The 26264-nt window shown below is 59.5% G+C and carries 20 protein-coding genes; 8 read left to right on the plus strand and 12 right to left on the minus strand.

The annotated features are described in order from the left end of the window. Window positions 1-14: 14 nt before the first annotated feature. Entirely contained in the window at window positions 15-3629 is a 3615-nt protein-coding gene (locus tag ACZCED_RS16485) for a DUF3683 domain-containing protein (RefSeq protein WP_464861222.1), read from the minus strand. A gap of 357 nt (window positions 3630-3986) precedes the next feature. On the opposite strand from ACZCED_RS16485, the gene ACZCED_RS16490 reads away from it, so the two are divergent. After that, window positions 3987-4409 (plus strand): hypothetical protein, encoded by a 423-nt coding sequence (locus tag ACZCED_RS16490; protein WP_462968189.1) that lies wholly within the window; start codon window positions 3987-3989, stop codon window positions 4407-4409. Further along, window positions 4402-5472, plus strand: coding sequence for a hypothetical protein (locus ACZCED_RS16495; RefSeq protein ID WP_462968190.1), 1071 nt, complete (start codon window positions 4402-4404; stop codon window positions 5470-5472). The genes ACZCED_RS16490 and ACZCED_RS16495 overlap by 8 nt, the downstream gene beginning before the upstream one ends. A 42-nt stretch (window positions 5473-5514) precedes the next feature. Here ACZCED_RS16495 and ACZCED_RS16500 read toward each other — a convergent pair whose 3' ends face one another. The 5 genes from ACZCED_RS16500 to ACZCED_RS16520 form a co-directional block, all read right to left on the minus strand. Further along, on the minus strand, window positions 5515-6111 hold the full coding sequence (locus tag ACZCED_RS16500; protein ID WP_462968191.1) for an alpha/beta fold hydrolase: 597 nt from the start codon (window positions 6109-6111) through the stop codon (window positions 5515-5517). A gap of 143 nt (window positions 6112-6254) precedes the next feature. Next, on the minus strand, window positions 6255-7136 hold the full coding sequence (locus ACZCED_RS16505) for a formate dehydrogenase accessory protein FdhE (RefSeq protein WP_462968192.1): 882 nt from the start codon (window positions 7134-7136) through the stop codon (window positions 6255-6257). A 177-nt stretch (window positions 7137-7313) separates the two neighbouring features. Then, window positions 7314-8033, minus strand: a complete 720-nt coding sequence (locus ACZCED_RS16510) for a 4Fe-4S dicluster domain-containing protein (RefSeq protein ID WP_464861223.1) — start codon at window positions 8031-8033, stop codon at window positions 7314-7316. Between the two features lie 15 nt (window positions 8034-8048). Next, the gene (gene fdnG, locus ACZCED_RS16515; protein WP_462968194.1) at window positions 8049-11138 is read right to left on the minus strand and encodes a formate dehydrogenase-N subunit alpha; all 3090 of its coding nucleotides are present in this window, start codon (window positions 11136-11138) and stop codon (window positions 8049-8051) included. A 185-nt stretch (window positions 11139-11323) separates the two neighbouring features. Beyond that, window positions 11324-14686: a BTAD domain-containing putative transcriptional regulator gene (locus tag ACZCED_RS16520; protein WP_462968195.1), complete on the minus strand. Its 3363-nt coding sequence runs from the start codon at window positions 14684-14686 to the stop codon at window positions 11324-11326. Window positions 14687-14987: 301 nt separating this feature from the next. On the opposite strand from ACZCED_RS16520, the gene ACZCED_RS16525 reads away from it, so the two are divergent. The 6 genes from ACZCED_RS16525 (at window position 14988) to divK (ending at window position 20348) form a co-directional block, all read left to right on the plus strand. Next, window positions 14988-15728, plus strand: a complete 741-nt coding sequence (locus ACZCED_RS16525) for an STAS domain-containing protein (protein WP_462968196.1) — start codon at window positions 14988-14990, stop codon at window positions 15726-15728. Window positions 15729-16006: 278 nt separating this feature from the next. Beyond that, a complete protein-coding gene (tmcD, locus tag ACZCED_RS16530; RefSeq protein WP_462968197.1) occupies window positions 16007-17272 on the plus strand; it encodes an electron transfer complex subunit TmcD in 1266 nt (421 codons plus the stop codon). A gap of 9 nt (window positions 17273-17281) precedes the next feature. Then, window positions 17282-17941 (plus strand): TmcC family electron transfer complex membrane anchor subunit, encoded by a 660-nt coding sequence (gene tmcC / locus ACZCED_RS16535; RefSeq protein ID WP_462968198.1) that lies wholly within the window; start codon window positions 17282-17284, stop codon window positions 17939-17941. A gap of 71 nt (window positions 17942-18012) precedes the next feature. After that, window positions 18013-19347 (plus strand): electron transfer complex ferredoxin TmcB, encoded by a 1335-nt coding sequence (gene tmcB / locus ACZCED_RS16540; protein WP_464861224.1) that lies wholly within the window; start codon window positions 18013-18015, stop codon window positions 19345-19347. Between the two features lie 26 nt (window positions 19348-19373). Continuing rightward, window positions 19374-19754 (plus strand): acidic tetraheme cytochrome c3 TmcA, encoded by a 381-nt coding sequence (tmcA, locus tag ACZCED_RS16545; protein ID WP_462968291.1) that lies wholly within the window; start codon window positions 19374-19376, stop codon window positions 19752-19754. Between the two features lie 243 nt (window positions 19755-19997). Next, the gene (gene divK, locus ACZCED_RS16550; RefSeq protein ID WP_462968292.1) at window positions 19998-20348 is read left to right on the plus strand and encodes a DVU0259 family response regulator domain-containing protein; all 351 of its coding nucleotides are present in this window, start codon (window positions 19998-20000) and stop codon (window positions 20346-20348) included. A gap of 68 nt (window positions 20349-20416) precedes the next feature. Here the strand turns inward: divK and ACZCED_RS16555 are convergent, their stop codons facing one another. The 6 genes from ACZCED_RS16555 to ACZCED_RS16580 form a co-directional block, all read right to left on the minus strand. Continuing rightward, window positions 20417-21082: a hypothetical protein gene (locus tag ACZCED_RS16555; RefSeq protein ID WP_462968293.1), complete on the minus strand. Its 666-nt coding sequence runs from the start codon at window positions 21080-21082 to the stop codon at window positions 20417-20419. A gap of 284 nt (window positions 21083-21366) precedes the next feature. Next, window positions 21367-22869 carry a complex I subunit 5 family protein gene (locus tag ACZCED_RS16560; RefSeq protein ID WP_464861225.1) on the minus strand — a complete coding sequence of 501 codons (1503 nt, stop codon included), beginning with the start codon at window positions 22867-22869 and terminating at the stop codon, window positions 21367-21369. A 33-nt stretch (window positions 22870-22902) separates the two neighbouring features. Next, the gene (locus ACZCED_RS16565; protein WP_464861226.1) at window positions 22903-24672 is read right to left on the minus strand and encodes a Na(+)/H(+) antiporter subunit D; all 1770 of its coding nucleotides are present in this window, start codon (window positions 24670-24672) and stop codon (window positions 22903-22905) included. Beyond that, entirely contained in the window at window positions 24665-24913 is a 249-nt protein-coding gene (locus ACZCED_RS16570; RefSeq protein WP_462968296.1) for a hypothetical protein, read from the minus strand. Before ACZCED_RS16570 ends, ACZCED_RS16565 begins: the two co-directional genes overlap by 8 nt. Before the next feature lie 10 nt (window positions 24914-24923). Next, window positions 24924-25115 (minus strand): hypothetical protein, encoded by a 192-nt coding sequence (locus ACZCED_RS16575; RefSeq protein ID WP_464861227.1) that lies wholly within the window; start codon window positions 25113-25115, stop codon window positions 24924-24926. A 20-nt stretch (window positions 25116-25135) separates the two neighbouring features. After that, window positions 25136-26185 carry a proton-conducting transporter transmembrane domain-containing protein gene (locus ACZCED_RS16580; protein ID WP_464861228.1) on the minus strand — a complete coding sequence of 350 codons (1050 nt, stop codon included), beginning with the start codon at window positions 26183-26185 and terminating at the stop codon, window positions 25136-25138. Between the last annotated feature and the right edge of the window lie 79 nt (window positions 26186-26264).

Raw genomic sequence — 26264 nt, forward strand, 5'->3', positions numbered from 1 at the left:
GTTTCCGGCCGACATTAAATATCCACGAGGCTCGCGCGCTGCCGCCAGCCCCGGCCCTTGCCCAGCCAATCCTCGCCGTCCACGCCGATCGCCAGCTCTTCGGCCAGGTGCCGGGCCTTGAATCCGGTCGATCCATTGCGCCCCAGGCCGGACAGGCAGGACGGGCAGTTGGTGAGCATGACCGTTGGCCCGTCAGCCCCATGAAAAACCGCTTGGAACGCATCCCGTTTTCGTGCCCGCATGGCGGCGGCGATATCGGGCCGGCTCAGGGCCAGGGTGCCGGCTTCACCGCAGCAGTGGGGCACGGCGATGGTCCCCTTTTCCAGGCGCGCCAGCAGCGCTTCGCCTTGTCCGTCCAGCGAGTCGTGGCATGGGGCGTGGTAAAACCGCCCGGGTGGGATGCCTGCATCCAGGCCGTTTTCAATGGCCAGCCGGCTGACGTCCGTCAGCCGGCAGCCGAAAATCGATTCGGCGTTCATGGCGGCAAGGGATTCCCGACAGGTCCCGCAGCTGACCCCCACGGCATCGACGTGCAAGTGTCCGAATCGCTCGCGGATCTGGGTCAGGATGACCGCACTGCGCATGGCCTGGCGGCGGTGCATCTCCCCCTTGGCATTGACCCGTGCGGGAAATCCGCAGCACAGAAACGGCGGCGGCAGGATCACGCGGCACCCGGTGTGGATTAATATATGGACCGCCGCCAGCGCAACCCGGGAGTATAAACGCTCGGAGCCGCACCCCGGAAAATAGAAGATGGTGCGCGTCGCCTCGCCTTCGGGTTCGATCACCACCGCCTGGCCGACCCCGCAGGCGGGCAGCCGGCTGAAAAGGGTCCCGGCCGGAATCGGCGGCATGGCGGTCTGCAACAGGCCAAACCCGAGGGTCGCAGCGCACCCTGCCGATCCCGGCAGCCGCTTGAGCATCCAGGCGCCGGCCCGCTGCAGCCGGCTGCCCGCCCACAGGGCCGTAGGCCTGAAAAGGGCATTGACGGCCGCGGAGCGGCTGTCCAGATAGGCCAGGGCCAGAGCGGTGGCCGGAGCGGTTTTACGGTATCGGTGCGAGGCCAGGATCTCCCGCTCGAGAATGGATACGACACCCGTATCAATGTCCACCGGGCAGGGCGCCTGGCATTTGTGGCAGATGGTGCAATGATCGGCCACCTGCCCCAGATATTTCAAGGCGTTGAACCCGGTAGATCGAAACCGCTGGGTCTCATAAAGAATCGCCTCGATGAGAGCCACCACGGCCAGGTTCTTGTTCCTGGGGTGGTAGAACAGGTTCTGCTCGGGATGAAAAACGCAACAGGGCGTCTTGCAGCGTCCGCAGCGCACGCAGCCGGAAATCTGTTCCGCCAGGGCTTCCAGTTCGGCATGGCGCAGGATGCTCGCCTCCAGCTCGAGAAGGTTGAAGGAGGGGGCGAAAACCAACTGAGGGGCGCGGGGATCGCACAGCTTGCCCGGATTCATGATCCCGTCGGGGTCCACCTGCCGGCGGTAACGGTTCAATTCTTCGATGCGATGCGCTTCCAGGTACTTGAACTTGGTGAACCCGATGCCGTGCTCACCGCTGACGGCCCCGCCCAGCGCCACGGCCTTGGTCATGACCGCATCGGCCGTTTCCGCAGCCCGGATCATCATCTCCCGGTCGTTGGAAAATACCGGAATATTGACGTGGATGTTGCCGTCCCCGGCGTGCATGTGGGTGGCGATGACGATCAGGTGCGAGCGCGTCTCCATGTATAGGTCGTCGATCTCGCGGTTGATCTTCACGTAGCCGCTGAACAGCTCGTTCAATTCGGCTTTCAGCTGCCGGATGTGGGTCTCCTCCTGAAGATGGTGCTTGCCGGCCAGCCGGATGCGCTCCAGGGCGGCCATGAGCAGCGTTTTGGCCGCAGGCAGTTTGGCGGCCAGCCACTCGGGGTCTTCCAGGGGTTGGGCCGTTTCCAGGTGGGCGCCCAGGCTGAAGACCAGGGCCAGCTGGTTGTCACGCTGCTCCTCGGCGTTGATGTCATCGGCAAACTGGGCGAACTCGGCCAGCGCGGGAATGGGCAGAACGATGTCTTCGTTGAGCTTGAAGGATTGGGTCCGCGCGGCGATGGCCCCCAGTCGCTTGCGGTCCCGCCAGAAGCGCCGGGCCTCCTGTTCGTTTTCGGCCACGAACAGATGGGTGTTGGGAAATTCGGCCATGAGCCCCTCCAGCCGATCGAGGCCCCGCCGGATGTGGCTGTCGTCGTGCCCCACCATGTCCACCAGCAGCACGGCCTTGGGCAGATCCTGCCGGGGGGCCTTGACCTTGTAGCCGATGGCGCGCACGTAGGCGTCGTCGAAGTGCTCCAGGGCCATGAGGGCCTCCTGGCCGCGGTTGACAAAAGCCTCGCAGATGGCGGAGATCGCCCGGCTGGCCTCGTCCATATCCGCACCGAAAAACTCCAGGCAGCAGGTTGCCTGCCGGGGATAAGCCCGGTGGAGAATGAAACGGGCCGAGGTGATGATCCCGTCGGTCCCTTCCTTCTGGATGCCGGGCAGCCCGGAAAGGGTCTTGTTGGTGATGTCTTTGCCCAGGCCGGCCTGGCGGATCTGAAGCCCTTCCAGGTCCACGGTGCGAAGGCGCTGCCCCGTGTCGTCCTCGACGGCGAAGCGCACCCGGTCTTCGGGCAGGATGCGCCGCAGGCTGTGATCCAGCCGCCGAACCGTGTACAGGCGACCGTCGGGCATGGCGATGGCGAATGAGAGCAGGTTGTCGATCGCCGTGCCCCACAGAACGGCGGTCTTGCCGCCGGCGTTTTCGGCGATGTTGCCGCCGATCGTGCAGGCCCAGGCGCTGGTGGGGTCCGTGGCAAAGACCCACCCCTGTTGTTGGGCATAGGCCATGGCCGCATCGGTGATCACGCCGGATTCCAGGTGAATTGCCGCAACCTGGCGATTTCCCTGATCCGGCGCCGGTATCTCGACCGTCTCGATGCCGTGGATGCGGTTGAGCTGTTCGGTGTTGATGATCACGCAGTCGTTTTCAAGGGGCACGCTGCCGCCGGTGAGACCGGTTCCCCCGCCCCGGGGAATCACCTTCAAGCCGGCCCTGGCAAGGGCCTTGATCACTTTCGGAACCTGGGCTTCGTGGGTGGGGCGCACCACGGCCAGCGGGAGGCAGAGTCGCCAGTTGGTGGCGTCGGTCACGTGGGCGTTGAGGGTAAACGGATCGGTAAAGATGTTCTTCCGGCCCACGACAGGTGCCAGGCGACGGAAAATCTGACGCTGACCGTCACGGATGTGGCGAATATCGGCATCGGCTTCATCCAGGCAGCGCCGGCAGTCCTCCACCACCGGCATCGATTCGGGAAGGTCTGCCACCGCCCGTGTCGCCATCGCCAGATCCGTGCGAACAGCCTCGAAAAACCGCCGGTGGCGACGGGGAGAAACGATCAGGTCATTACGAACGAAGGGATTTCGCCGCAACATGAACAGGTCGCCAAAAAAACGCTTCAGGGGGTGAACGGCCGGTCCGGCGGTCTTCAACAACCGGCTTTTCTGCAGCCGGTTGAATCCTGCATCGCCGAGGAGCAGGCGCAGGATCTGGCTGTCATCGGCCGAGGTGTAATTGAACGGTATGGTCCTGATATCGCTGTCGGGCATGCCTGCGGCCTTGTTTAAACCGATTAAAGACCGGTTCCAAATCATAATTCGGATCAATTGGCAACCGTTTCGGCGATCGTGTGCCGATTGCCAGGGTGCAATTCTCAGGTGAACCCTGGCCGGTTTTGTGATATAGGCGCCATGTATGCGCCCCCATACACGGTGTATGAAATGAAGCAGCCCCCGGCAATCGGGATGGGGGCCGTCCGGACCGACGGACCGCCGGCCGGCTGCGTCCGGAAACGACAACCATCATAAAACACAACGATATGGAACGGTTGTTGCACTTTTTATGGATCGTACCGCACCGTACCGTGCACCATCAATCATCCAGCGACGACAAGAGAGGAAAAAGGGATGCCAGGCGACAGTCAGGATAAACGCACCATCGTGTTCGACCGCGAAACCTACGTGAAGATGCTGATTTCCATCGCCAGGGCCGACAAGAACAATGGTCTGCCGGAGTATCGATTCATCCGCAAACAGGCGATTCAGTTGGGCGTCGACTACGAAAAGGTTCTCAAGGACACGGGCAGGGATTTTGAAATCGGCACCCATAAAGTGTCCCGCCTGACCGCCCTTCGCGTGCTCAAGGACGCCATCATGATCGCCTCCATGGACGGCAATTTCACCCTTCCCGAAAAGCTAAAGCTATACACCTACGCTGAAAAGCTCGACATTCCCCGGACCGACGTGGACGATCTGGAAACCCTCGTTGGACAGCTCAAAGCGTTGGATCAGCGCTGGAAAGAACTGGTTGCCGGCCACCCCGATGAGTGACAACGGATTTATCACGCCCCTTTTGGCCTATGCAGACCAGGCCGCGGCCTATTGCCGGGCCGGTCTCCAGCAGCTGAACGGATGGTATCGCCTTGCCGAGGCCCTGGATCCGTGGTTCTCCCTGGCCCTGTTCCTGGCCTGTTCCATGCTCATGGTATACCGCCTCAACGTGCTGGAGCGCAAAGGGCTCGAAGGCACCGTGCTGGGCACGCTGATCATGCCCTATGCATCCGGCTTTCCCAACCTGATGTTCGCATTCTCCCTTGGCCGGCAGGGGGGCAGTGGATCGGTCATCGTCGAAAACTGCATCGTCAACAACGTCACCAACCTGACGCTGCTCATCGGCCTTCCGGCACTGATTTGGACCCTCAACATCATCCCCTCCCGGTCGACCCAGGCCGGCAACAAGCCGGTGTCCAAGCTTCATCGCCTGAACACCCTCTCCCTGATCCTGACCCTCGTGGGCCTCTTTTTTTTCACCGGGGCCCTGTGGGCCTTAGGGCGTGACGGCCGGCTGGATTTCAGCGACGGCCTGGTCCTGGTGGGTATTTTTCTGTTCTGGCAGGTACTGCACGTATTCGATGTGCTCAAATACAACATCCACCAGCGCCGCTCCCTGTCGTGGACCATCCTGGTGGATACGCTGCTGGTGGTGGCTTTGGGCGCAGGCGTTCTCCACGGCATCGACCGCCTGGTGGCCTGGGTCATGGCGCTCGGCCCGGGGTTCATCCTTTACGACCAACTGGGCGTTCTCAGCGGCTGCCTCATGGTGCTGCCCAATGCGGTGCTGGCCGCCTACTACGGCTGGGCCGGACGGGCTGACATCGTCTACAGTTCGCAGGTGGGCGACGGCCACATCTGCATCCCCATGTGCATCGGCCTGTTTGCCCTGTTTTCCGCCATTCAGGTCCCGGAACAGATGAATCTGGGGATCATGGTCATCCTCGGGGCGGGGTTGATTCATCTCTTTTTTGTCTCGCTCATCGGCCGGCTTCCCCGCATCATGGGCGCCCTGCTGACGGTCGCCTATGGGGCCTTCCTCTATACCGGGTTCATGGGATAGGCGTCATTTCCAAACGATGCGGTCGTTCGTTGGAGACCGCCTTCACGGAATCGATCGGCGAATGATCTCCACACACGCGCTGGCATGGGTGATCGGAAGCAGGTGCCCCGCGCCTTTAATAACCTGGCAGTCGCGTGGACATTTGATGACCTTGTCCTTCTCGCCGTGGATTCGGGTGACGCGTGTGAGATCACCCGGATAGCCGTCCCATGTGGAAATCGCTTTGCACATGGCCCTCATGAAATCAGGGTCGGAAGCGGCGAACATCTGCTGAAACAAGCCGTCTTGCCGGGCGGCGAGCTTTTGGAAGAATTCTAAGGGGGCGGCGTCGACAAATGGCGTCAGGAGCGTCAACAACCCATTCATCTCGGAACCGTCAATCGCGCTGCCAACCAAAACGACCCTGTCCAATCGAATCCGTCTTGCAATCTCGAGTGCGACCATGCCGCCCATGGATGATCCGATCAGGATATCGTTGTCTTGGATGGGGTAGTGCGCCGCCACCTTCCCGGCCAATTCGGACAGCGTGGCCTCGCCTTCATAGGGCGGCCAGTCGATGCAGACGGCTGGGTTGATATCCAGCCAGGCGCCTTGATACATTTTCGAATCGGCACCCATGCCTGGCAGCAAGTAAAACATGTGGGAAAATCCATTAATACCGAGCTGTGAGGCCAATGAACCGAGCCCGACGCCGGCAGGAAGTGTGTGGTTGGCGATCTGCCGAAAAGACGGATAATTTAATCTTTTGATATCCGGTCATTTTCCTCTTCTCGGCATGTCAATTATAAAGCTGTCGGAATGGTCGAGGCCACGGCATGACGATACCCTTTCTCCTCGGCCAGCATGTCCAGGTGAAGGGACGCCACCTGCTCCAGCGGGGGATAAAAGCCGCGGTCCATCTTGCGGGTGTCGGCCACCTTCAGGTAGCGCCGGCATCCCCCGCACAGGTTCACCCGGTATTCCGGCTCATCCTCGCTGTACAGGTATTCCAACGACGAACTGTCCCGGTTGTGGCAAAACGGGCAGGCCAGCCGTTTTGCCGGCCAGCGGTGCCAGCACAGGCCGCAGTGGATCCATTGCTGGCCTTCGGCATCCAGTTCACCGATAATGGGTGCACTGCCGCAGACCGGGCAGCTGCTTTGATCTTCCCGGCTGCCGGTCAACCGGGCGGCCAGCTGCCGGGCACCCGCCTCGACACTGGGTTTGACGGCCAGATAGAGCAACAGGGAAACCATCTGCGGCGATACGTCCATAGCCCCGGCAAGCGTTGCGATCCGTCCTTTGTCCACCAGGACATCGGCAAACAGCCCATCCATGGCCACACCGTCGCCCATGGCCCGGGCCAGCGCCTCACCGGCGGCACCCAGCTTCTCACCGGACCGCATGGCGATCCCGCAGATCTGTGACAACAGTTTTTCAGCCGCCGGGGTGTCGACCGTAAATGCCGCCGGTTCGACGAGCGAGAAGCCCTCCCTGGTTTTCATTTCCAGGAGTGCGTCGTCAAGCCGGATCTCAGCCGGAGACGTGCTTTCCGCCGCATGGGCCTGGGCCACAAAAACCGCCCCATAAAACCCGATAATGGCCGAATAGGCCGGCCGCTTCGAGGCCATCTGCGAAACGGCCTGTTCCACTGCCGCCGCATCCCTGAGGGGATTGCTGTTCATTGGATCGTTCCTTTCCATGGGACACCTGTTGGGAAATAGCAACTGTACAATAGGTCTGCCGGCAATGCAGCAAAAAAAGGAGAGGTGCTGCAGATACAGCCGCCTCTCCTTTCACGTGCGAGAGAAAATCAGGATGGAGCCATGGCCCCGTCCCCTGGCAGTCAGTCGATGGTCTTCCTATGCCAGTTGGCGCAATGCCCGCCGGAAGGGGCCGACCATTTTTCTCAGGGCCATGTGCCGGCTCAACCCGTGGGAACCTGTCGATGCCATGACAAATTCATAATACAAGGCAGGTGCCTCGCTGACCAGGTAAATCACGTTGACATCGTCTGCATCCACCAGTTGGGCCTTATCATGTCTTTTACTGACCTGGGCCAGCCGCTGCTGTGCCAGCGAGACCATCTGCTCGCGGTCGCCAAAGTTCATGGTGCCCGTCGGGCAGGTCTGCACGCAGGCCGGCAGCAGACCGTTGGTCACACGATCGTTGCACATGTCGCACTTGGCCAGGGTGTCGTCGGCCGCCTTGCGCGGGATGTTGTAGGGGCAGGATTCGATAATCTCGTCGGCAAACAGGTTTTTGGTATTGGCGGTAAAAATCACCGCGCCGGTTTTTTCATCCTTGAAAATGGCGCTCTCATCCTGGGCCGTTTCCAGGCACGGCGGTTCGATGCAGTGGCGACACTGCTCCGGGAAGAACAGCCATTTGAGCTTGCCGTCGGTTTCCGTTTCACGCATGCGGACCAGCTTGTATGTGGAATAAGAGAGGTCCGGCGGGTTCTCGAAGGTTCCCCGATTTCGGGTCTCTTCGGCGGGCAGGTCATGCCACTGCTTGCAGGCCACCTGGCAGCCCCTGCATCCGGTGCACCTTGTGGTGTCGATAAAAAATGCGTTGCTCATGCCGAGTCCCTCCTTTTAGACTTTAACCACGTTGACCATGAAGGCCTTGGTTTCCGGAATGCGGGTGTTGGGATCGCCGGCCGGCGGGGTAAGCAGGTTGGCGCTGTCCTCCTTGCCGGATGACGGCCATCGCCAGCCGTAGTGCCAGGGAATTCCCACCTGGTGTACCGTCAGGCCGGCGACCATGAAGGGCTTGAACCGCTTGGTGACAACGGCGCTGCATTCCACCTTGCCGCGGGCCGAGGTCACATTGACCCGTTCTCCGTTGCGGATACCCTTGAGTCCGGCCAGTTCTTCGCTGATCTCCACGAACATCTGGGGCTGCAGCTCCATGAGCCAGCTCTGGGTGCGCGTCATCAGGCCGGTCTGCCAGTGCTCGCTGACCCGGTAGGTGGTGGCCACATAGGGGAACCGCGGGTCGCAGGTGGCGTGGGCATCGGCCTTGGTGGAATAGACCGCCGCGGTGGGGTTCACCATCTGGGCGTTGAGGTAATTTTTCTCCACCGGGCACTCCAGCGGCTCGTAATGTTCGGGGAAAGGCCCGTCGGCCAGCCCCGGCCCGAAGATCTGGGCATGGCCGTGTTTTCTCATGATAAAGGGATATTTGGTGTCCGCCCGCCAGGAACCGTCCGGGTTCTGCATCGGATACCAGCCGCCGTCGGGTACATCGCCTATCCATTTGCTGGAGACATACTTGCCGTCCTTTTCATCCCCCTTGAAGTAAACGACCCAGTCCTTGCGGTCCCAGGGCACGCCCTTGGCATCCACCGAAGCCCGGTTGTAAATGATGCGCCGGTTGACCGGCCAGCACCAGGCGAATTCCGGAAACAGCCCGATGTTGTTCGCCGCGTCCTCCTGCCCGCGGCGGGCGCTCATGTTGCCTTTTTCCGTATAGCTGTTGCAGTAGAGCCAGTTGCCCGACGAGGTGGAGCCGTCGGCCTGGAGGAAGGCGAAGCTGGGCACCAGGGTCCCTTTTTTATAGGTCTTGTCCTTGATGGTGACATCCTTGACAAAATAGCCGTTGATCTCCCTGGCAACCTTGTGCGGATCGTAGGCGCCGTCGGTGGCATAGTCCCACTTCAGGTTGGCGATCGGTTCCGGAAACACGCCGCCGCTCTTGTAGGCCTCTTTGATCTTCTCTCCCAGCGTCAGGATGATATCGCCGTCCGGCCGACTGTCGCCCATGGGGTTGGGACCCCGGTAGCGCCACTGCATCCACCGCCCGCTGTTCGTAATGCTGCCCTCCTTCTCCACCGACGCACAGGCCGGAAGCATGAACACCTCGGTTTTGATGGCCCCCGGATCCATGCCCGGACCTTTCCAGAACGACCCGGTTTCGTTGTCGAACAGGTTGACGTTGACCATCCAGTCCAGGTTGCCCATGGCTTCACGCACCTTGCCGGCGTTGGAGCCGCTGCAGGCCGGGTTCTGGCCCCAGGCCAAAAAACCTTTGATCGTCTCTTTGTACATGGCGTCGAAGAGGTCGAACCAGGAGTAGCCTACACCGTCATCCACCTTGGGCAGCCAGTCGTAGCCGAAGTCGTTGGCGGCATCGGCATTTTCGCCAAAAAAGGATTTCAGCATGGACACGCTGTACTTGGGATAGTTCTGCCACCAGTTGGCGGACAGCGGATCCTTGCTGGCCGGTGTCCAGGTGTCGTTGTAGACCGCCAGGCTGGTGTTGGATGCCCGCGGCGTTTTCAGGTAACCCGGCCAGATGTGCCACAGCAGGCAGTGGTCCGTGGATCCTTGAACGTTGGATTCGCCGCGCAGGGCGTTGACGCCGCCGCCGGCCACGCCCATGTTGCCCAGCAGCAGCTGGATGATGGCCATGGTGCGGATGTTCTGGGTGCCGGTGGTATGCTGGGTCCACCCCATGGCATACATGATCGTACCGGCTTTGCCCCGTTCCCCGGTTTGGCTGTAGACATCGTAGATCCGCTGCAGGTCTTCCTGGCCGGTTCCCGTAACCGCCGAAACGGTTTCAAGATCGTAGCGCTCGAAGTGTTTCTTGAGCAGCTGGAAGACGCAGCGCTTGTGTTTCAGTGACCGGTCCATTTTGGGCACGCCGTTTTCGTCCATTTCGAAAGCCCATTGGCGCTTGTCGTATTTGCCCAGGGTCGGACCTTTCGGGGTTTTCTCGAACCCGGAAAAAAGGCCGTCCTTGAAACCGAAGGTCTTGCTGACGATAAATGGCGCGTTGGTGTAGAGCGATACGTACTCCTGGCTGTACCGCCTGCTGTCCAAAATGTATTTGATCATGCCCCCGAGAAAGGCGATGTCGCTGCCGGATCGCAGCGGCGCGTAGATATCCGCCTTGGACGAGGTCCGGGTAAAGCGGGGGTCCACGCTGATCAGGGTGGCGCCCTTCTCCATGGCCTCGGTCACGTACTTGAAGGAGACGGGGTGGTTTTCAGCGGCGTTGCTCCCCATGATCAGGATACAGTCGCTGTTTTTGATGTCGATCCAGTGGTTGGTCATTGCACCGCGTCCGAACGACTCTGCCAGAGCCGCAACCGTGGCGCTGTGTCAGATGCGCGCCTGGTGTTCGATGTACACCAGCCCCAGGGCCCGCATCAGGGCCTGGTAGGTCCAGCACTCTTCGTTGTCCAGGGCGGCGCTGCCCACCGAGGCAATGGCCGTCGTGCGGTTGACCACCTGCCCCTTGTCGTTTTTGGCGGTAAAGGAGGCATCGCGGGTCTCCTTGACGCGGTGGGCGATTTTTTCCAGGGCCCAGTCCCAGGAAACCGCCTGCCATTGGTCCGAATAGGGCGCGCGATACATGGGCGTGGTCAGCCGGTTTTCGTTTTCCACCAGCTGCTTCAGGGAGGCGCCTTTGGAACAGAGGGCGCCGCGGTTGATCACGTGGTCGGGATCCCCTTCGATGTTGATGACCCGGCCGTCGCCCCGCTTGCTGGTGTGGACGATGGCGCCGCAGCCCACCGCGCAGTAGCAGCAGATGGTCGTGGTCTCCTTGGCATACTTGGTTTTCAGCATACCGGCATGGGCCCTGACCGGCTTCAGGTCGAAACCCAGCCCGCCCACGGCCAGGCCGGCAGCGCCGGCGCCGGTGATCTGGATGAACTGCCTGCGATTGATGTCCATGGTCGTTCTCCTTTTCGTTAACCGATTAGCCTTTCCCGAACCGCCTGATGCCAGGCCGGACCAGGCACGGATTTCAGATTGTTTCATTTACCATGGCCACGGTTACAGAAAGGATACAGGGGAGGTTACAGGGCAACGGGTCAGGACGGTCGGGATCCTCGCGGCGGTTGGGATCATTTAGTGTGTTAACGCTGAACGGTCGGCTTTGCGCTTCCAGCTTTCATTAACTCCTTGTACATGCGGGTGGTCGCCGGGTCGGGAACGGTATCCAGCTCCACGGCAAGGGTGTTGACCAGGTCCCGGTACACTTTGAGGGCGGCGCTGCGTCGTCCCTGGCGTTGAAACAGGCGCATGAGCCGCTGGTGGGCCTGCTCGGCCAGGGGGTCCGCCTGTGTCGCGATACTGCAGTACCGGGCCGCTTCATCCAGATCACCCTTTCGCTCAAAAAGCTCCGCCATCTCCATGAGCACGGCGAGGTATCTGTCCTTCAGGGCGGCACGTTTCATTTCGGCCCAGCTCAGATAGATCTCTTCGGGGAGAAAATCCCCCCGATAGATGTCAACGGCCCGCCGGCAGGCCGACAGGATCCGGTCTTCATCGTCATCGCGCTTGAGCTGCCGGATCTCGTCGCAGGCCTCCAGAAAATCGTTGACGTCCACCCGGCAGCGCCGCATGTCCAGGCTCACCAGGCCGTCCTTGAGCAAAATGCAGGACGACCCGTTCCGCCGGTCCACCTTCGGCTCCAGAATTCTACGCAGCCGGTGGAGCGTCACCTTGAAGCGCTTCAAGGCAGCCTCGTGGCTGCTGTCCGGCCACAGGGCATCCATGAGGATGTCCTTGGGGATCTCCCGGCACCCGTTGACGAGAATGGCCTTGAGCAATAGTTTCTGGCGAATGCCCGCCCACTGGGCATCGGCAATGGCGGATCCACCATGGCGGCGAACTTCGAAGCCGCCCAGGGATTGGATGTCAAGGCAGGCTCGGGTATCATCGACGCCGACCATTCCCGTCTGGCCCCGGGTTGGCGGTTGTGTGTGCGCGTCGGCTGTCGGACCGGGCACCAGGGTCGGCGGCGAGGGCAGGTGGTCCAGGATGCGGCGGGCGAGGCGCGCCGATTCGCTGCGGGTGGATTGAAGGGCGGGCGTGCAGGCCGCCAGGACGTCGCAGCCGGACAGCATGGCAAAGGAATCATATCCCTGTGAGGCTGCCAGTGAAAGGGCGGATTCCAGATGCCGGGCCGCCTCACCCCCATTGCCCATGGCTGTTTCCACGAGGGAAAGGCCCAGGCGAACCTCGGCCAGCGACTGCTGGATGGACACCCGGCTGAAAAAGTTTTGGGCCGATGCCAACTCCTGCCGGGCGCTGGCCAGATCGTTCAAATGATAGGCCGCCATACCCCGGATCAGGCGACAGCGAAACAGGTGGATACTCTCCCCCAGGCTTTGGGCAATCACCTCGACCGCCTGCCCGGCCCACATTCGCGCGCGTTCGAAGCGCCCTTGATGATAGGCTTTGAGCGCCCGCAGGCGAAGGGCCAGCCCATTGTAAAACGGGTTGGCCGCCAGTATGGCCACATCGTTGAGATGACGGACGGTGCGGCTCACCGCATCGAAGCGTTGTTGACGAATCTGAAGCAGGCCGGCCAGGTCCACGTGGATGGGGTAAAGAAAAAGCAACCCGAACCTGTCGATATCTTCATGATTGTCCTCAAGCAGGCGCTGGGCACGCGCCAGGTCGCCTTTTGACAGGGCGAGCTTCATGCGCACGATATTTTGCAGGGCGCGGTATTCAGGATAGGCAGCCGACACCAGCTGGCGGATCGTGGCAAGGGCTTTTTCCGCTGCAGCGAATTCCCCGGTCAGCGTGAGCCCGAATACATGGATGATGGTGGCATTGACCGTGAGCGTGTCGTCCTGGATCGTGTGGGCCAGCAGCATGGCGTTGCGGCAGGCCGACAGGCCTTTTTGAACGTCGCTGGCACCGGAGAGGTATCCGAAGGCCGCCTGCATCCACAACACCGCCTTGGCAAAGGGATAATAACGGTTCCCGCTGGCCTTTTCGAGCATGGCCCAGGCCGCCTCGAGCCAGCGGTTCAACATTGCTGCCGGATGGCCGATGAAAACGGCGGCTTCTATGAGATAGGCCATCGCCAGCAGTTGACCCCGTTGATCGCCTTGCGCCTCGAACCGATCGAGCGCCCTCGAGAAGGCCCGGATGTTCCTGCGCCCTCCGCTGATGCGTCGACCCACGGCTTCGTAAAAGGAAAGCCAGGCATCCTCGTGAATCAGCTCCGCGGGCAGGATGTCGATCCACCCGGCCAGATCGGCAAACCGCCCCTGGGCGGACAGCCCCATGGCAATTTTCTTGATTCCCGCCGCCGCTTTTCCAAAGGCCTCCGCCTGCAGAAAAAACCGAATGGCCCCCTCGATATTGCCTGCATCCCAGGCCAGGACGGCGGCCCGGGTGAGAAGTGCCCGCCGCTCTTCCCTGTCCAGGACACTGTGGAATTTGTCGAGCAGGAAGTCGCGGAACAACTGGTTGTATCGATATCGCCATCCGGTCTTGATGTCGGAGAGACGGTGAATGAACAAGTTTTGCCGAATCATGCGGTCGAGAATGCGTTCAACATCCCCCACCGGCTGATTTGCAAAATAGCGCGCAGCCATTTTCGGATCGATGGTGTCGAAGATGGCCGATCGAATCAGAAAATGGCGGGTCGTCCCATCCAGTCCCGAAAAAACCGCTTCTGAGAAAAAGGCCAGTCGCTTCCCATGCATGGCAACGGGCAGTCCGTTGTGGATAAAGTCGATGCGCTGCGACTCGGGAATGCGGCGCAACGCCTCCCACACCAGCACCAGGCCGCCGGCCCATCCGTCCGTTATCTCACGGATCCGCGCCAGTTGGGGCGGCGCCAGGCGCATACCGTAAAGGTTCGAATAAAAGAGGAAGATTTCATCGGCGCTAAAGGCCAGATCGTCATTGTCGAGAACGACGAGTTCCTGGCGGATCCTCAACTGTTCAAGCGCCAATGGGGGTGTCTTCCGGGATACAAGCACCAGGCAACTGGGCGGGGAAATGCTGTCGAGGATGGTGTCGATAAGCTTCAGGCTTTCGGCGTCGTCTGAGAGGCGGTCGAGCCCGTCCATCACGATTCGGACCGGCGCCCGGGCGATGATGTCGTTGAGAAGGAGGCCGGCGAGTTCATTGATGCGGCCCACACCCGTGTCGGTTCCCAGGGCAATGGCGGGGTTTTTTAAATAGGCCGATACATCCAGTGACGGCCGCGATGCCTGCAGGGCATGGACCAGCAATTGGAAAAAATTCACCGGGTCGCTGTCCGATGGTTCCAGATGCATCCAGGCACTGACCGGGCCGGGCTGACCGGCAAGCTCCGCCGCCAGTGTCGACTTGCCCTGGGCCGCCTGCCCGGTGATCAGCACCACCCGACAGGCGCTTGAACCGGCAACCTGCTGGATCAGCCGCGGGCGCTCAATAGCCCGGATACGGTTCGGCAGGGTCGTTCTGGAAAGGGTTCGCACGTCAACCATGTCGTTTCGATTGACCTCTTCCCGCGGCAGGCTGCAGCGGGGATTCAAGGTAAGGATGAAGATCGATTTCCGGTTCGCTCGCGGTCCACAATCAAGCCTATACAATAGATTGGCGCCCCTGTGCAAATGCCGTGGGCCGGCGGGATCATCGACTGGCGTTGCATCGGTTTCTTAGATCGGAGCCTTTTCGCCCCGCAAGGAAATCGTTGCAAATGTTCCTGTTTTAGGTATCATGGTGAGGTCAGGCAGAAACCACACGCCCCATATTTTCCAAACACCCCCTCAAGGAATGGCCTTTACGATGAATGCCGCGAAAACGGTTCTGGTCATCGACGATGAAACCGCCACCTTGACCATGTTCCGTCTGTTTCTGAATGCCTACGGCTATTCGGTGCTGACCGCTGAGAACGGCGAAACCGGCCTTCGACTGGTCCGCGAACATCACCCCGGCATCGTATTCACCGACCTGAAGATGCCCGGTATGGACGGGTTCGAAGTACTCAAGCAAATCAAAAAGACGGCACCGGAAACCGAGGTGGTCGTGATTACCGGCCATGGCGACATGGACCATGTGGTCCGTGCCCTGAATCTCGACGCCACTGATTTCATCAACAAGCCCATCGGCCGCAGCGCCCTCGATGCAGCTCTCAAACGGGCCGAGGCACGCCTTGACGACGATCGTCGGGACACGGCGCCCCTCAAATTGGAAATCTCGTCCGGTGTGGGCATCCTGTCCATCCACGGAACCCTGTCCGGCCAACACAAGGAAGGGCTCACGGCATCCTTGCACCGTGCACTGGATTCGGGAGCCACAGGGATCGTCATCAGCTTCGACAATTTTTCGGCGGTCAACGGGACCGGTATCGCACTGCTTACCCGCCTGTTGTCGGAGATCCGGGCAACGGGAACACCGGTCTACATTGCCGGGCTGTCGGAAAACTTCAAAACCATTTTCGACATGGTGGGCATTTCGCGCGTCGCCCCTTGCGTCGACACGGTGGAATCCGCCATATCCGCCATGAAAAAAGACAAGCCTGGGTAAGGGCACTCATTTTGTGCATGGGATCAAAAACAAACTTGCGGTTTCGACTCCGGATCAGTATACAAACGACAAGCATCTCCGTTTACCGATGAATCCGACACCGCCACGCATGGTTGAAAAAATGCAACCGCCTTGGATCAGCGACCGTTCGCTGGGGGACCACCCCGCTGACCATGGTTATCGGACGACCCGTTTTTTTTCAGCAGAAACGGTCATCCGCACCCACTATCCGACACCGCCTGAGAATCTGCGCGCCAGCGTTTCAACGAGGAGGCAATATGGTTGATTCCCGAAGCTGGGACTGGGAGACCGGCGAGAAACATGTTTCTCTGGATTCCTGGAGAACGACATACCGATGGGTTGAAGAGCCCTATGCCAGCCCCGACGGCGAAACGGTCGCCGCCATCGTCAACCTGGACGAAGGTGAATTCACCGTCTGCGTCAACGGCGAAGCCTGGGGAGAAGCCGTGTTTGATAAAATCTGGCACCTGCGTTTCTCTCCGGACGGCAGGCTCACCGCCCTGGTGTCCGACATGGGCGAATGGACCATGGCCGTGGACGGTGCCGCCTGGGAGAACAAATTTGGCTACATCTGGGAGCCGCGCTTCAGCTCCGACGGCGCCGCCATCGCCGCCGCGGTGCAGCAGGACATGCGTTATGCCATGGTTCTGAACGGGGAACCCTGGGAGCGGACCTACGCCAACATGACCTATTTTGCCATGAGCCCGGACGGCCGGCACACCGCCGGCGCCGTTCAGGTGGAGGACGTGGACTCGGGCGAAATCCATAAATTCCAGAAGGGCAGCTTCACCGCCGCCCTGGACGGTCAACCGTGGGACATGCGCTTCGTCAACGTCTGGAACCTGGCCCTCAGCCCGGACGGTGGGCACCTGGCTGCCGAAGTCCGGCTCAACCTGTATGAATATACCATCGCCGTAGATGGAGTCCCGTGGGATTCCCACTATGCAACCGTCTGGGAGCCAGTCTTCAACCCGGTTACCGGAACGGTGGTGGCGCCGGTGCGGGAAAAGGGGATGTGGCGGTTGGCAGAAAACGGAAAAATCCTCTGGGATCGGCGTTTTGTCCAGATCTGGCACCAGATGTTCAGCCCCGACGGTAGCCGGCTGGCGGCCATCGTGGCCCCCAAATACGGCCGCTGGACCGTGGCCGTAGACGGCAAACCATGGCCGGCCAGCTTCGGCCAGCTGGTCACCGACGCGACCTTCAGTCCGGACGGCCAGCGCATTGCCGCCCTGGCAAAGGACGAAGAAACCTTCCGCGTGGTGGTGGACGGCAGCCCGTGGTCCGATGCCTGGGACATGGCCTGGAAGCCGGTCTTCAGTCCGGATGGAAAGGACGTGGCCGCCAGGGTGGAAAAAAAGGGCCGGCACACCTACACCCTGAACGACCGGGTCTGGTCCAACGCCTGCGATGCCGCCTGGGACCCGGTCTTCAGTCCGGACGGCACGCACCTGATGCTGCGTACCGTCGAGGCGGGCAATTACGTCCGACGCATCGTGCCTGTTTCTGATATCGTTGGATAGGAGAAATACATGCACACCTTCTACAACTTCGTCAGTGGACCGCTGGCATGGGCCGCCTTTATTCTCTTTTTCGGGGGCAGCATATACCGGATAGCCAGCATGCTGAAGCTCGTCGCCGAAAAGGAGCGGTTCATCTTTTCCTATATGAGCTGGCGCTACGGCCTGAGGTCGATCTTTCACTGGATCATCCCCTTTGCCACGGTGAACTGGCGCCGCCAGCCCGTGCTCACCGTGGTGACGTTCGCCTTTCACCTCTGCCTGCTGGCCACGCCGATCTTGCTGCTCTCCCATGTGGTGCTCTGGGACGAGGCATTCGGCATCAGCTGGTGGACCCTGCCCGACACCGTCGCCGATGTCATGACGATCATCGTAATTTTGGGAGCCGTTTATTTTCTGGTGAGAAGAGTCACCCAGCCGGAAGTCAAGTTCGTCACGTCGGTCTCGGATTTCGTGATCCTGGCCATCGTGGCGGCGCCTTTCGTCACCGGCTTTCTGGCCTACCACCAGTGGCTGTCCTATCCGCTGATGATGTGCCTGCATGTGCTGGCAGGAGACATCATGCTGGCAGCCATTCCTTTCACCCGGCTCAGCCACATGCTCTTTTCGCCTTTCACCCGGGCGTACATGGGGTCCGAGTTTGGCAAGGTGCGGCATGCCCGGGACTGGTAGTGCATTGAATTGAACCGAACAGCAGCCGGCGACCGCGCAAACCCGGCGTATGCTGAAAAGGAGTTCTCGACATGGCGGAACCGTCAAAAAAAGAAGCGACCAAGGTGGTGGATGAAGGCATCGATGTCGGCATCTCCCGGCTTACCGAAGAGAAAATCCAGTCGGTGATCAACAGCGTCATCGATTCGGAAACCGGCGCCCGGCTGAAGGTCTACGTGGAAACCTGCATCCACTGCGGCCTGTGCTCGGAAGCCTGCCATTACTACCTCTCCCACGACAACGATCCCCGCTATTCACCGGTGGGTAAAGTCAAACAGACCGTCTGGGAGATGGTCAGGAAAAAGGGTCGTGTCAGCCCGGAATTCATCCGCCAGGCGGCGATCATCGCCCACACCGAATGCAACTTGTGCAAACGCTGCGCCCAGTACTGCCCCTTTGGCATCGACATCGCCTATCTGATCAGCGTGGTGCGTCGGATCATCCATCGGCTGGGGGTTACCCCGCTCTACATCCAGGACACGGCCCACAGCCACTCGGTAACCATGAACCAGATGTGGGTCAAAGGGGACGAGTGGCCGGACACCCTCCAGTGGCAGGAGGAGGAGGCCCAGGCGGAAATCCCCGACCTGCGCATTCCCCTGGAAAAAGAAGGGGCGGATATCATGTACAGCGTCATCGCACCGGAGCCCAAGTTCCAGGCGCAGCTGATCTATCAGGCGGCGGTGATCATGCACGTGGCCGGCGTCGACTGGACCATGCCCGCCTCCGTGGGATGGGACAACAGCGACATGGCCATGTTCACCGGAGACAACGAACTCATGGGCCGCATCAAGCGGACCCACTTCGAAACCGCCGCCCGGCTCAAGGTGAAGAAAATCGTCATGGGGGAATGCGGCCACGCCTTCCGCTCGGTCTACGACATGGGCAACCGCTGGCTGGGCTGGGCCATGCCGCCCTTCAGGATCGTGCACGCCATCGAGTTTTACTACGACCTGATCAAGGAGGGCCGCATCACGATCGCCAAGAAGTATGAGCCGCCCATTACCCTGCACGACCCGTGCAACGTCTCCCGGGGCGCCGGGCTTCACGAAAAAGCCCGCTACGTGGCGCACGCGCTGTGCGAGAACGTGATCGAGATGCACCCCAACCGGGAGCACAATTATTGCTGCTGCGCCGGCGGCGGGGTGATCAACACCGGCCCGCCCTTCAAGATGACGCGCATCACGGGCAACCGGGTCAAGGCCGAACAGCTCTTCGGGGCCAAGACCAAGGGCGCCGAAGTACTCGTGGCCCCCTGCCACAACTGCCACAGCGGCCTGCACGACATCGTGCACCACTATGAAATCGGTCTGGACATCAAATTCTTCGGGGACATCATCTACGAAGTCATGGAAAAGCCTGCATGAGCCCCCGCGCAGGAGCAGGAGGAAATATGAAAACCGTCACGCGGATCGCACTGTCACTGATGATCGGGATCGTTCTGGTTGTCACTCCGGCATGGTCACAGGACGATATGACCCTCGTTGACAACGCATCCTTCGACAACCCCCAGCGCACGCCGTCGGTCTTTGTCCACGATGTGCACAACGAGGCCGCCGGCATCGACGACTGTGCCGAGTGCCATCACGTTTACGAGGACGGCAAGCGGTTGGAAGACGAATCCTCGGAGGATCAGAGCTGCTCGGAATGCCACGACCTGAAAGGATCCGGCAGCCAGCCGTCGCTGATCAAGGCTTTCCACACCAACTGCAAAGGCTGCCACCAGGCGCAAAAGAAGGGGCCGATTATGTGCGGGGAGTGCCACATCAGGTAATGTTAACCCTGAAAAGGCATCTTATGCTCCAGACCGGCGTTCTCCCGATGTTAAAATCCTCGACGCAGCGCTGCTACGCCTCCGGTTTCAACATCGCTGCGGCCTTGGCCTGAACCATAATCTACCCCTTCTGAGTCAACATTGGATAATGCGTCTATTACGATCCTGATGGTGGTAAGATGATAGAGCGGCCTCGAGCCCCGAGAAATCTCTTTACAGAAAAACGATTAGGAGAAAGTGTCCATGCCCAAGAAAATTCTCATCATCGACGACGACCCTATCGTGGTCAAATATCTGGAAGCTGTATTCAGTGACAACGGCTACGAAACCTGCAACGCCTCGAGCACCATGGAAGGCCTGGATGTGGTTAAAAAGGAGAAGCCCGACCTGATCACCCTGGACCTGCAGATGCCCGGCGAGTGGGGCCCGCGTTTTTACCGCAAGCTGCGCAAAGACAAGGATCTGCGTGACACGCCGGTCATCGTGATCAGCGGCATCGACGGCGACCACGCCATCAAGGACGCCATCGCCTTCGTCAAAAAGCCTTTCGATCCGGAAAAACTGGTGGGGATCGTGAAAAACACCATCGGTTGATAGAACCTGGCTGGCAGCCGGCGAGGGACAACGGCCCTTACCGGATGAGGTCGAACAGGTCGGAAAAGTCAACCAGCGATAAGTTCATAACTTGCCGATTTATATCCCAGCACCTTTTGAATGTGAAATGTGAGAATACGGCTCTCGTAATTTTCGACAAACTGCTTTAACCCTTGCCTGCCTTTTTGAAATGTCTTGCTCTGCAGGTTGCTGATCAATGTGGTCGAATCAATATTCTCTGCGCGGCCTTCACAGACGATTCGCGGCCCGTCTCCGATGAGCACCTCCCATTCTCGGGCCACCTTGATGCCAAGCTTTTCCAGACAGGGGTAATAGGTTTCGGAGACATAGCGTTCGTATAGGTCCTTGTACTTGCTGATGACATCCCAGGTTTGAGAAAACTTGACCGTGTTTTTCTTGATGTCCTTGGAATATTCGTCCTTTTTACCCGTTTTAACGAGAACTTTCGTTTTGTATTTCTTTATGTAGTTTTGCAGTTCGTCGTTCAACTGCCGGTATTTTATATCTCTGAGCGCCTTTTCAAGAAGCTCTAGGTCGTTGCTGATGCCTTCGAGAATGTTTTCACTGTAGCCGCCGATCAGAACCGTCCACCCGGCGACGATATGGATGCCCAGCTTGTTGATGCCGGGGATATACTTGCGAATGACGAATTTCTCGTATTCCTTGGTTTTGTCAAAATCCACGGTCCAATATTGGTTGAATTTTACTGGCATGACTCGACCCTCCTCTTTGTAGATTGGCGGTAGTAATCATGGGCTGCCCGCATTCCGATCGATTGGAAGTAAAGCCGTAATAACATCTGGCACTTGTGGGCTGTGTCAAATAACGATCCAGTAGCCGGGCAGTTCCAAGGTGACGTCGATGGCTGTGAAGCTTGTCAGCGAAGAGAGAGGCGATTAAAATCGACTTCGGACGAGGCCGGTCGAATTCAGCGCCCGCGAATAGTTAACAACATTTTATGGACAACGGTCAAAACGTGTCAATAAAAATATGGGCGCTAAAAGCTGCCGATCGCCGGGCCGAACAGCCCAAGAATCGGTTCCGGATAGAGTCCCATCAACAGGGCCACACCGGCTAGCAGCAGAAGCGGCCAGCTCATGGTCAACGGCGGATCGGTGACGGTCCGGTTTGCTTTGCCAGGTTTCAACGTGCCGAAAAAAATTCGGATCCCGGTCAGAAACGTGTATACCAGCGTGAGCAGCGTCGACAATATTGCCGCGACGATTAGCAGCAGTGCCCACGAATTTGTCGAATATCCCTTGAAGGCACCTGCAAAAAGGATCCACTTGCCCACGAAACCGCCGGTGGGCGGCAGCGCCGACAGGATGAGCGCTGCCGAAAACCACAAGGTAGCGGTCAACGGCATCCGTGACCACAAACCGCCCATCTCCTTCAAGTTTCTGGTTTCGAGCTGAAAGACCAGGATGCCGGCGGTTGAGAACAGGATGGCCTTGCCCAGGATATGGCTCAGGAAATAAAACATCCCCCCCTGCAGACCCTCCGCCGTCATGACGGCAACACCGAATACCGAATAGGAGATCTGGCTGATGGTTGAGCAGGCGCAAAACCGCTTGGCATCGGACTGGGCCAGCGTCAACAGGGCGCCATAGGTCATGGTCGCCAGGGCCGCGACCATGAGCGGTAAAGAGAGCGGCAGGATGTCGCTCCGCAGCGGCAGAATCAGCACGCGCATGGCCACATACACGGCAATGTTGGCGTAAATGGCCAGCAGTCCGGCAATGCAGGTGGGGTGTTCGGCATGCACCCAGGGCATCCACACGTGCAGGGGAACGATGGCCAGTTTGGTGGCCAGTCCGATCAAAATTACACCGGCAATCCAGAGCGTCCAAGGATTCCCGGCCAGTCGGGACAGGTGATGGATTTCGAAGCTGCCCGTCTGGGTGTAACTCCAGATGATGCCGATTAGAAAAAGCGTCGCCCCGGCGACACCCCAGTACAGACACATCAATGCGACTTTGTAGCGCGTGATGAAATCCGAATACCCAAACTGGGCCATGATGAAATACAGCGGAATGATGGTTAACAGTTCCATGAAAAAGTATACGGACAACAGGTTGGTCGCAAAACAGACCCCCATGAAACCGGTGGGAAAATATAGGTAGAGAAGGAAAAAGCGTCGATAGTAGATGCCATGGGTGATGTCGTCGATCTTACCGTATATCAGCTCGATGCGGTGGTCGACATAATGGATGGAGTATAAAGCCAGCGCCAGGCAGATCAAATTGATGATCAGGCCGACCGGCAGGGAAAGGCCGTCGGCGACCAGGTCGAAGCTGAATTGGGGGCCGATGGGATAGCGCTCGCCAATCGTTTCGCCGGTGCTTATGCGCAAACCGGCCGACACCAGGAGCAGGGTCGTATAGGCCACCGCGGCGATGGCCACCCAGGCCGGCCACCGGTCTCTGCGCGGCCGAACCAGGAGCATCGCCAGGGAAGCGACCAGCGGCACGCCGACTATTTGTAGAAGCAGGCAAGGCATGTGGTTATCCCAGCGCCCACGGGTGTGCGGGCATTATGTCAACCAGAGCAGCATGACCGCCAGCAGGGCACAAAATGGCATCACGATATAGACCAGGTTCCAGGACAGCTGTTTTACTTCTGTTCTGAGATGCCGGCCCCAGGTATAAAAAAGATCCGGCAGGGCGGTCAGTCCGGAGTGAAAAACAGCATCGACCCATTTTTCCAGGTTGACCGAATCGGCCGGAAAACGCCTGAGCACGGCGACGACGCGTGCCAGACCACACTCGAAAAAAAGACCAACCTGTTTGAGTGGCCCGCCACAGAACCGGATAAAATGCCTGCCGGGAATGCGTGCGAACCAATCGGCGTCCAGGTTTACCGCCCGCATTTCCGGGGGATAGTGTCCGGAGAGAACCAGCACGGTAAACGCCAGGGCACCGAACATCAGCAGCTCCAGCATGGCCAGCACATGGAAGGCCGTATACGGTATGTAGGCCACCGGGTAGGGCAGGATCGCATAGAGCGGCGTTGGGTAGATGCCCAGGAAAAGACAGATGAAGGCAGCCGCCCCCATGGCCAGCCGCATGTTCACCGGCGGGTCTTGGCTTCGAATCCCGGAATCATGGCCGAAAAAAATGAAAAAGGGTACTTTTATTCCAGCGTGATGGAACACCCCCGCCGAGGCAAACATCAGCATCAGCCACACCAGCGTGAGGTGTTCCTCGGCGGCTGCGGTAACCGTCATGGACTTGCTCACAAAGCCACTGAACAGGGGGAATGCCGAAATGGATGCTGCCCCGATCATGCAGCAGACCGCGGTAAAAGGCATGGTTTTGTATAGCCCGCCCAGATCCGTGGCCCGGATCCTGCCGGTCATGTGGAGCACGGCCCCGGTGGACATGAACAACAAGGCTTTGTAGATGATGTGGCAAAAGGCATGGGCGACCACCCCGTTGATGGCCAGCGGCGTGCCGATGCCGATGCCGCAAACCATGAATCCGACTTGATTGATCAGGCTGTAGGCCAGCACCCGGCGCATGTCGTTGACGATAACGGCATAAAAGATCGGGAAACCGGTCATGAACGCACCGGCCCAGATCAGGGCGTCGGTCCCCGGAAATGTCCGCGCGAGAATGTATACCGCACTTTTTGTGGTCAGGGCGCTCATGAATACCGCACCGCTGACCGTGGCCCGGGGATAGGCATCGGGCAGCCATGCATGCAGCGGAAACACGGCGGCATTGAGGCAGAATCCGGTAAATATGAGCAGCGAGGCACCGTCGGAAAGCCCGATATAGCCGAACGCGGCAGTGCCGCGCTGGGTTACGTAAAGGACGATGCCGGCCAGCAGGCAGAGCCCGCCGAAAAAATGCCACATGAAATAGCGGAAGGCCGCGCTCGAGGAGGCCGGCTCCCTGCGGGCAAGGATCAAAAAGACCGAGGCGATGGCCAGGATTTCCCAGAAGATGTAGAGAGAGAACAGGTCGCCGGCAAAGGTCACACCCAGCGCCCCGCCGGCATACACCAGACCGGCCATGTGCTGGAAGTCGTCCCTGACATGCAGGGCGTAGAGCATGCCGATGAAGGTGATCAGCACGAAGACGGTTCCGAAGGCCATGCTCAGTTTGTCCACCCGGCCGAAAATCAGCTCGTATCCAAGAAACGGAACCGTCCAGTAGGTGCCTGTGGGCATGGTGAAGAGCTTTGCCAAGGCCAGGGCCGGCAGCGCCAGCAGGTAGGCTGATTTCAGCTTTCCCCTGAAACAGGGCACGAAAAAAGAGCCGGCAATCAGAATGGCGGCAGGCGGCAGCGACTCAATCATAATAGTCTTCCTTTCGCCTCACCAGCCAGCGCAATCCCTTGGCGACGAAAATCAGGCCGACACAGCCGATAAAGCCGTAGGCGGCATAAAAGGCATAGGCATCCTCCCAGGGAAAATGGCCGTGCTTGGGCACAAAAACATCGACGACCAGCAGAAGCAGCAGGGATATATAAAAGATTGTTCTCAGTCGTTGCCGGTTCTGCCGGGAGTCAAGCAGGGTACGTTCTTTGCGTGGTTTCATGTTCCTGCCCTCAAAACGGAAAAAAAAGGTATGCCAGATACAGCACCCCGGCCAGTACCAGCAGATTGAACACCTGCCGGTAGCGCGGACTGCCTTCGTGGGCGAGTATCGTTTTCTCTTCGATATGCTCAAAGCGGGCCGTAATTTCTCCGTCGGCCTGCCGGTAGACAAATCCTGCCGGTGTCTGCTCGACCGTTCCCATATCTATCTCCCGTGATTTTGCTAAAACAGATTGCCGACGGCCACCTCGGCCAGGCGCAACAAATGGAATGCGTCCGGAAAAAAGCAAAAGAGCATCGAAAAAAGCGCCGTCAGCGCAAGCGGGACGACCATGAACAGGTACAGCGGCCGTTCCCTTTCCAGGTTTCGAATCTGATTGCCGCCCTCGATGCAACCCGCCTGCGGCGGATCGAAAAAGGCGGTTTTGACAATCGGAAAGAAGTAGATCACATCCAAAAGCGAGCTGACCAGGATGACGCCCAGAAAGATCATCAGGCCGGCCTCGATGGTTCCCAGGCAGAGATACCATTTGCTGATGAATCCGGCCACGGGCGGGGCCCCGCACATTCCCACCGCGCCGATGGTAAAGGCTGTCATCGTGAGCGGCATCTGCCTGCCGATGCCCGCCAATTGGCTGATTTGCTTTTTGCCGGTGACGACCATGATGGCGCCCGCGCACAGAAACAGGGTGATCTTCATGAACCCGTGAAAGGGGATGTGCAGCATGGCGCCTTTCACCCCGGAGGGGCTTGTCAGGGCCACACCGAAGAGGATGTACGACAATTGACTGATGGTGGAATACGCCAGCCGCCGTTTGAGGTTATCCTCCCCGATGGCAAAAAACGATCCCAGAATCATGGTAATGGACGCCACGGCACCCATCCATATGCCGAGGCCCAGCTGTCCGACCAGGTCTACGCCGAAAACATGACAGACAATGCGCACCAATCCGAATACGCCGGCTTTGACCACGGCCACGGCGTGCAGCAGCGAACTGACCGGGGTCGGTGCCACCATGGCGCTGGGAAGCCAGGCATGGAAAGGCATCCAGGCCGCCTTCATCGAGCCGAGGGCAAACAGGACGAACAGGATGACCAGCGTGGAACGGGGCGCGTCCGCCGCGCTCAGGATCCCGCCGTCGGTAAATTGAGTGGTGCCCGCCAGGGCGAAGGTCAGGACCACCGCGGCAAACAGGAACCATCCCGAGACGAGCAGATAGGCCAGATACTTGCGTGTGGCGGCAAAAGCCGCCTTGTCTTCGTTGTGGGCCACCAGCCAGTAGGTCTACAAAGTCAATGATTCATAAAAGATGTAGAACGTGACCAGGTTGGCCGACATGGCGATGCTGACT

The organism is Desulfosarcina sp. (assembly GCF_055467485.1).

Coding starts and splice junctions, on each gene's coding strand:
- ACZCED_RS16485 (WP_464861222.1), bottom strand. CDS start 3,629: ATGCCCGACAGCGATATCAGGACCATACCGTTCAATTACACCTCGGCC.
- ACZCED_RS16490 (WP_462968189.1), top strand. CDS start 3,987: ATGCCAGGCGACAGTCAGGATAAACGCACCATCGTGTTCGACCGCGAA.
- ACZCED_RS16495 (WP_462968190.1), top strand. CDS start 4,402: ATGAGTGACAACGGATTTATCACGCCCCTTTTGGCCTATGCAGACCAG.
- ACZCED_RS16500 (WP_462968191.1), bottom strand. CDS start 6,111: ATGTTTTACTTGCTGCCAGGCATGGGTGCCGATTCGAAAATGTATCAA.
- ACZCED_RS16505 (WP_462968192.1), bottom strand. CDS start 7,136: ATGAACAGCAATCCCCTCAGGGATGCGGCGGCAGTGGAACAGGCCGTT.
- ACZCED_RS16510 (WP_464861223.1), bottom strand. CDS start 8,033: ATGAGCAACGCATTTTTTATCGACACCACAAGGTGCACCGGATGCAGG.
- ACZCED_RS16520 (WP_462968195.1), bottom strand. CDS start 14,686: ATGGTTGACGTGCGAACCCTTTCCAGAACGACCCTGCCGAACCGTATC.
- ACZCED_RS16525 (WP_462968196.1), top strand. CDS start 14,988: ATGAATGCCGCGAAAACGGTTCTGGTCATCGACGATGAAACCGCCACC.
- tmcD (WP_462968197.1), top strand. CDS start 16,007: ATGGTTGATTCCCGAAGCTGGGACTGGGAGACCGGCGAGAAACATGTT.
- tmcC (WP_462968198.1), top strand. CDS start 17,282: ATGCACACCTTCTACAACTTCGTCAGTGGACCGCTGGCATGGGCCGCC.
- tmcB (WP_464861224.1), top strand. CDS start 18,013: ATGGCGGAACCGTCAAAAAAAGAAGCGACCAAGGTGGTGGATGAAGGC.
- tmcA (WP_462968291.1), top strand. CDS start 19,374: ATGAAAACCGTCACGCGGATCGCACTGTCACTGATGATCGGGATCGTT.
- divK (WP_462968292.1), top strand. CDS start 19,998: ATGCCCAAGAAAATTCTCATCATCGACGACGACCCTATCGTGGTCAAA.
- ACZCED_RS16555 (WP_462968293.1), bottom strand. CDS start 21,082: ATGCCAGTAAAATTCAACCAATATTGGACCGTGGATTTTGACAAAACC.
- ACZCED_RS16560 (WP_464861225.1), bottom strand. CDS start 22,869: ATGCCTTGCCTGCTTCTACAAATAGTCGGCGTGCCGCTGGTCGCTTCC.
- ACZCED_RS16565 (WP_464861226.1), bottom strand. CDS start 24,672: ATGATTGAGTCGCTGCCGCCTGCCGCCATTCTGATTGCCGGCTCTTTT.
- ACZCED_RS16570 (WP_462968296.1), bottom strand. CDS start 24,913: ATGAAACCACGCAAAGAACGTACCCTGCTTGACTCCCGGCAGAACCGG.
- ACZCED_RS16575 (WP_464861227.1), bottom strand. CDS start 25,115: ATGGGAACGGTCGAGCAGACACCGGCAGGATTTGTCTACCGGCAGGCC.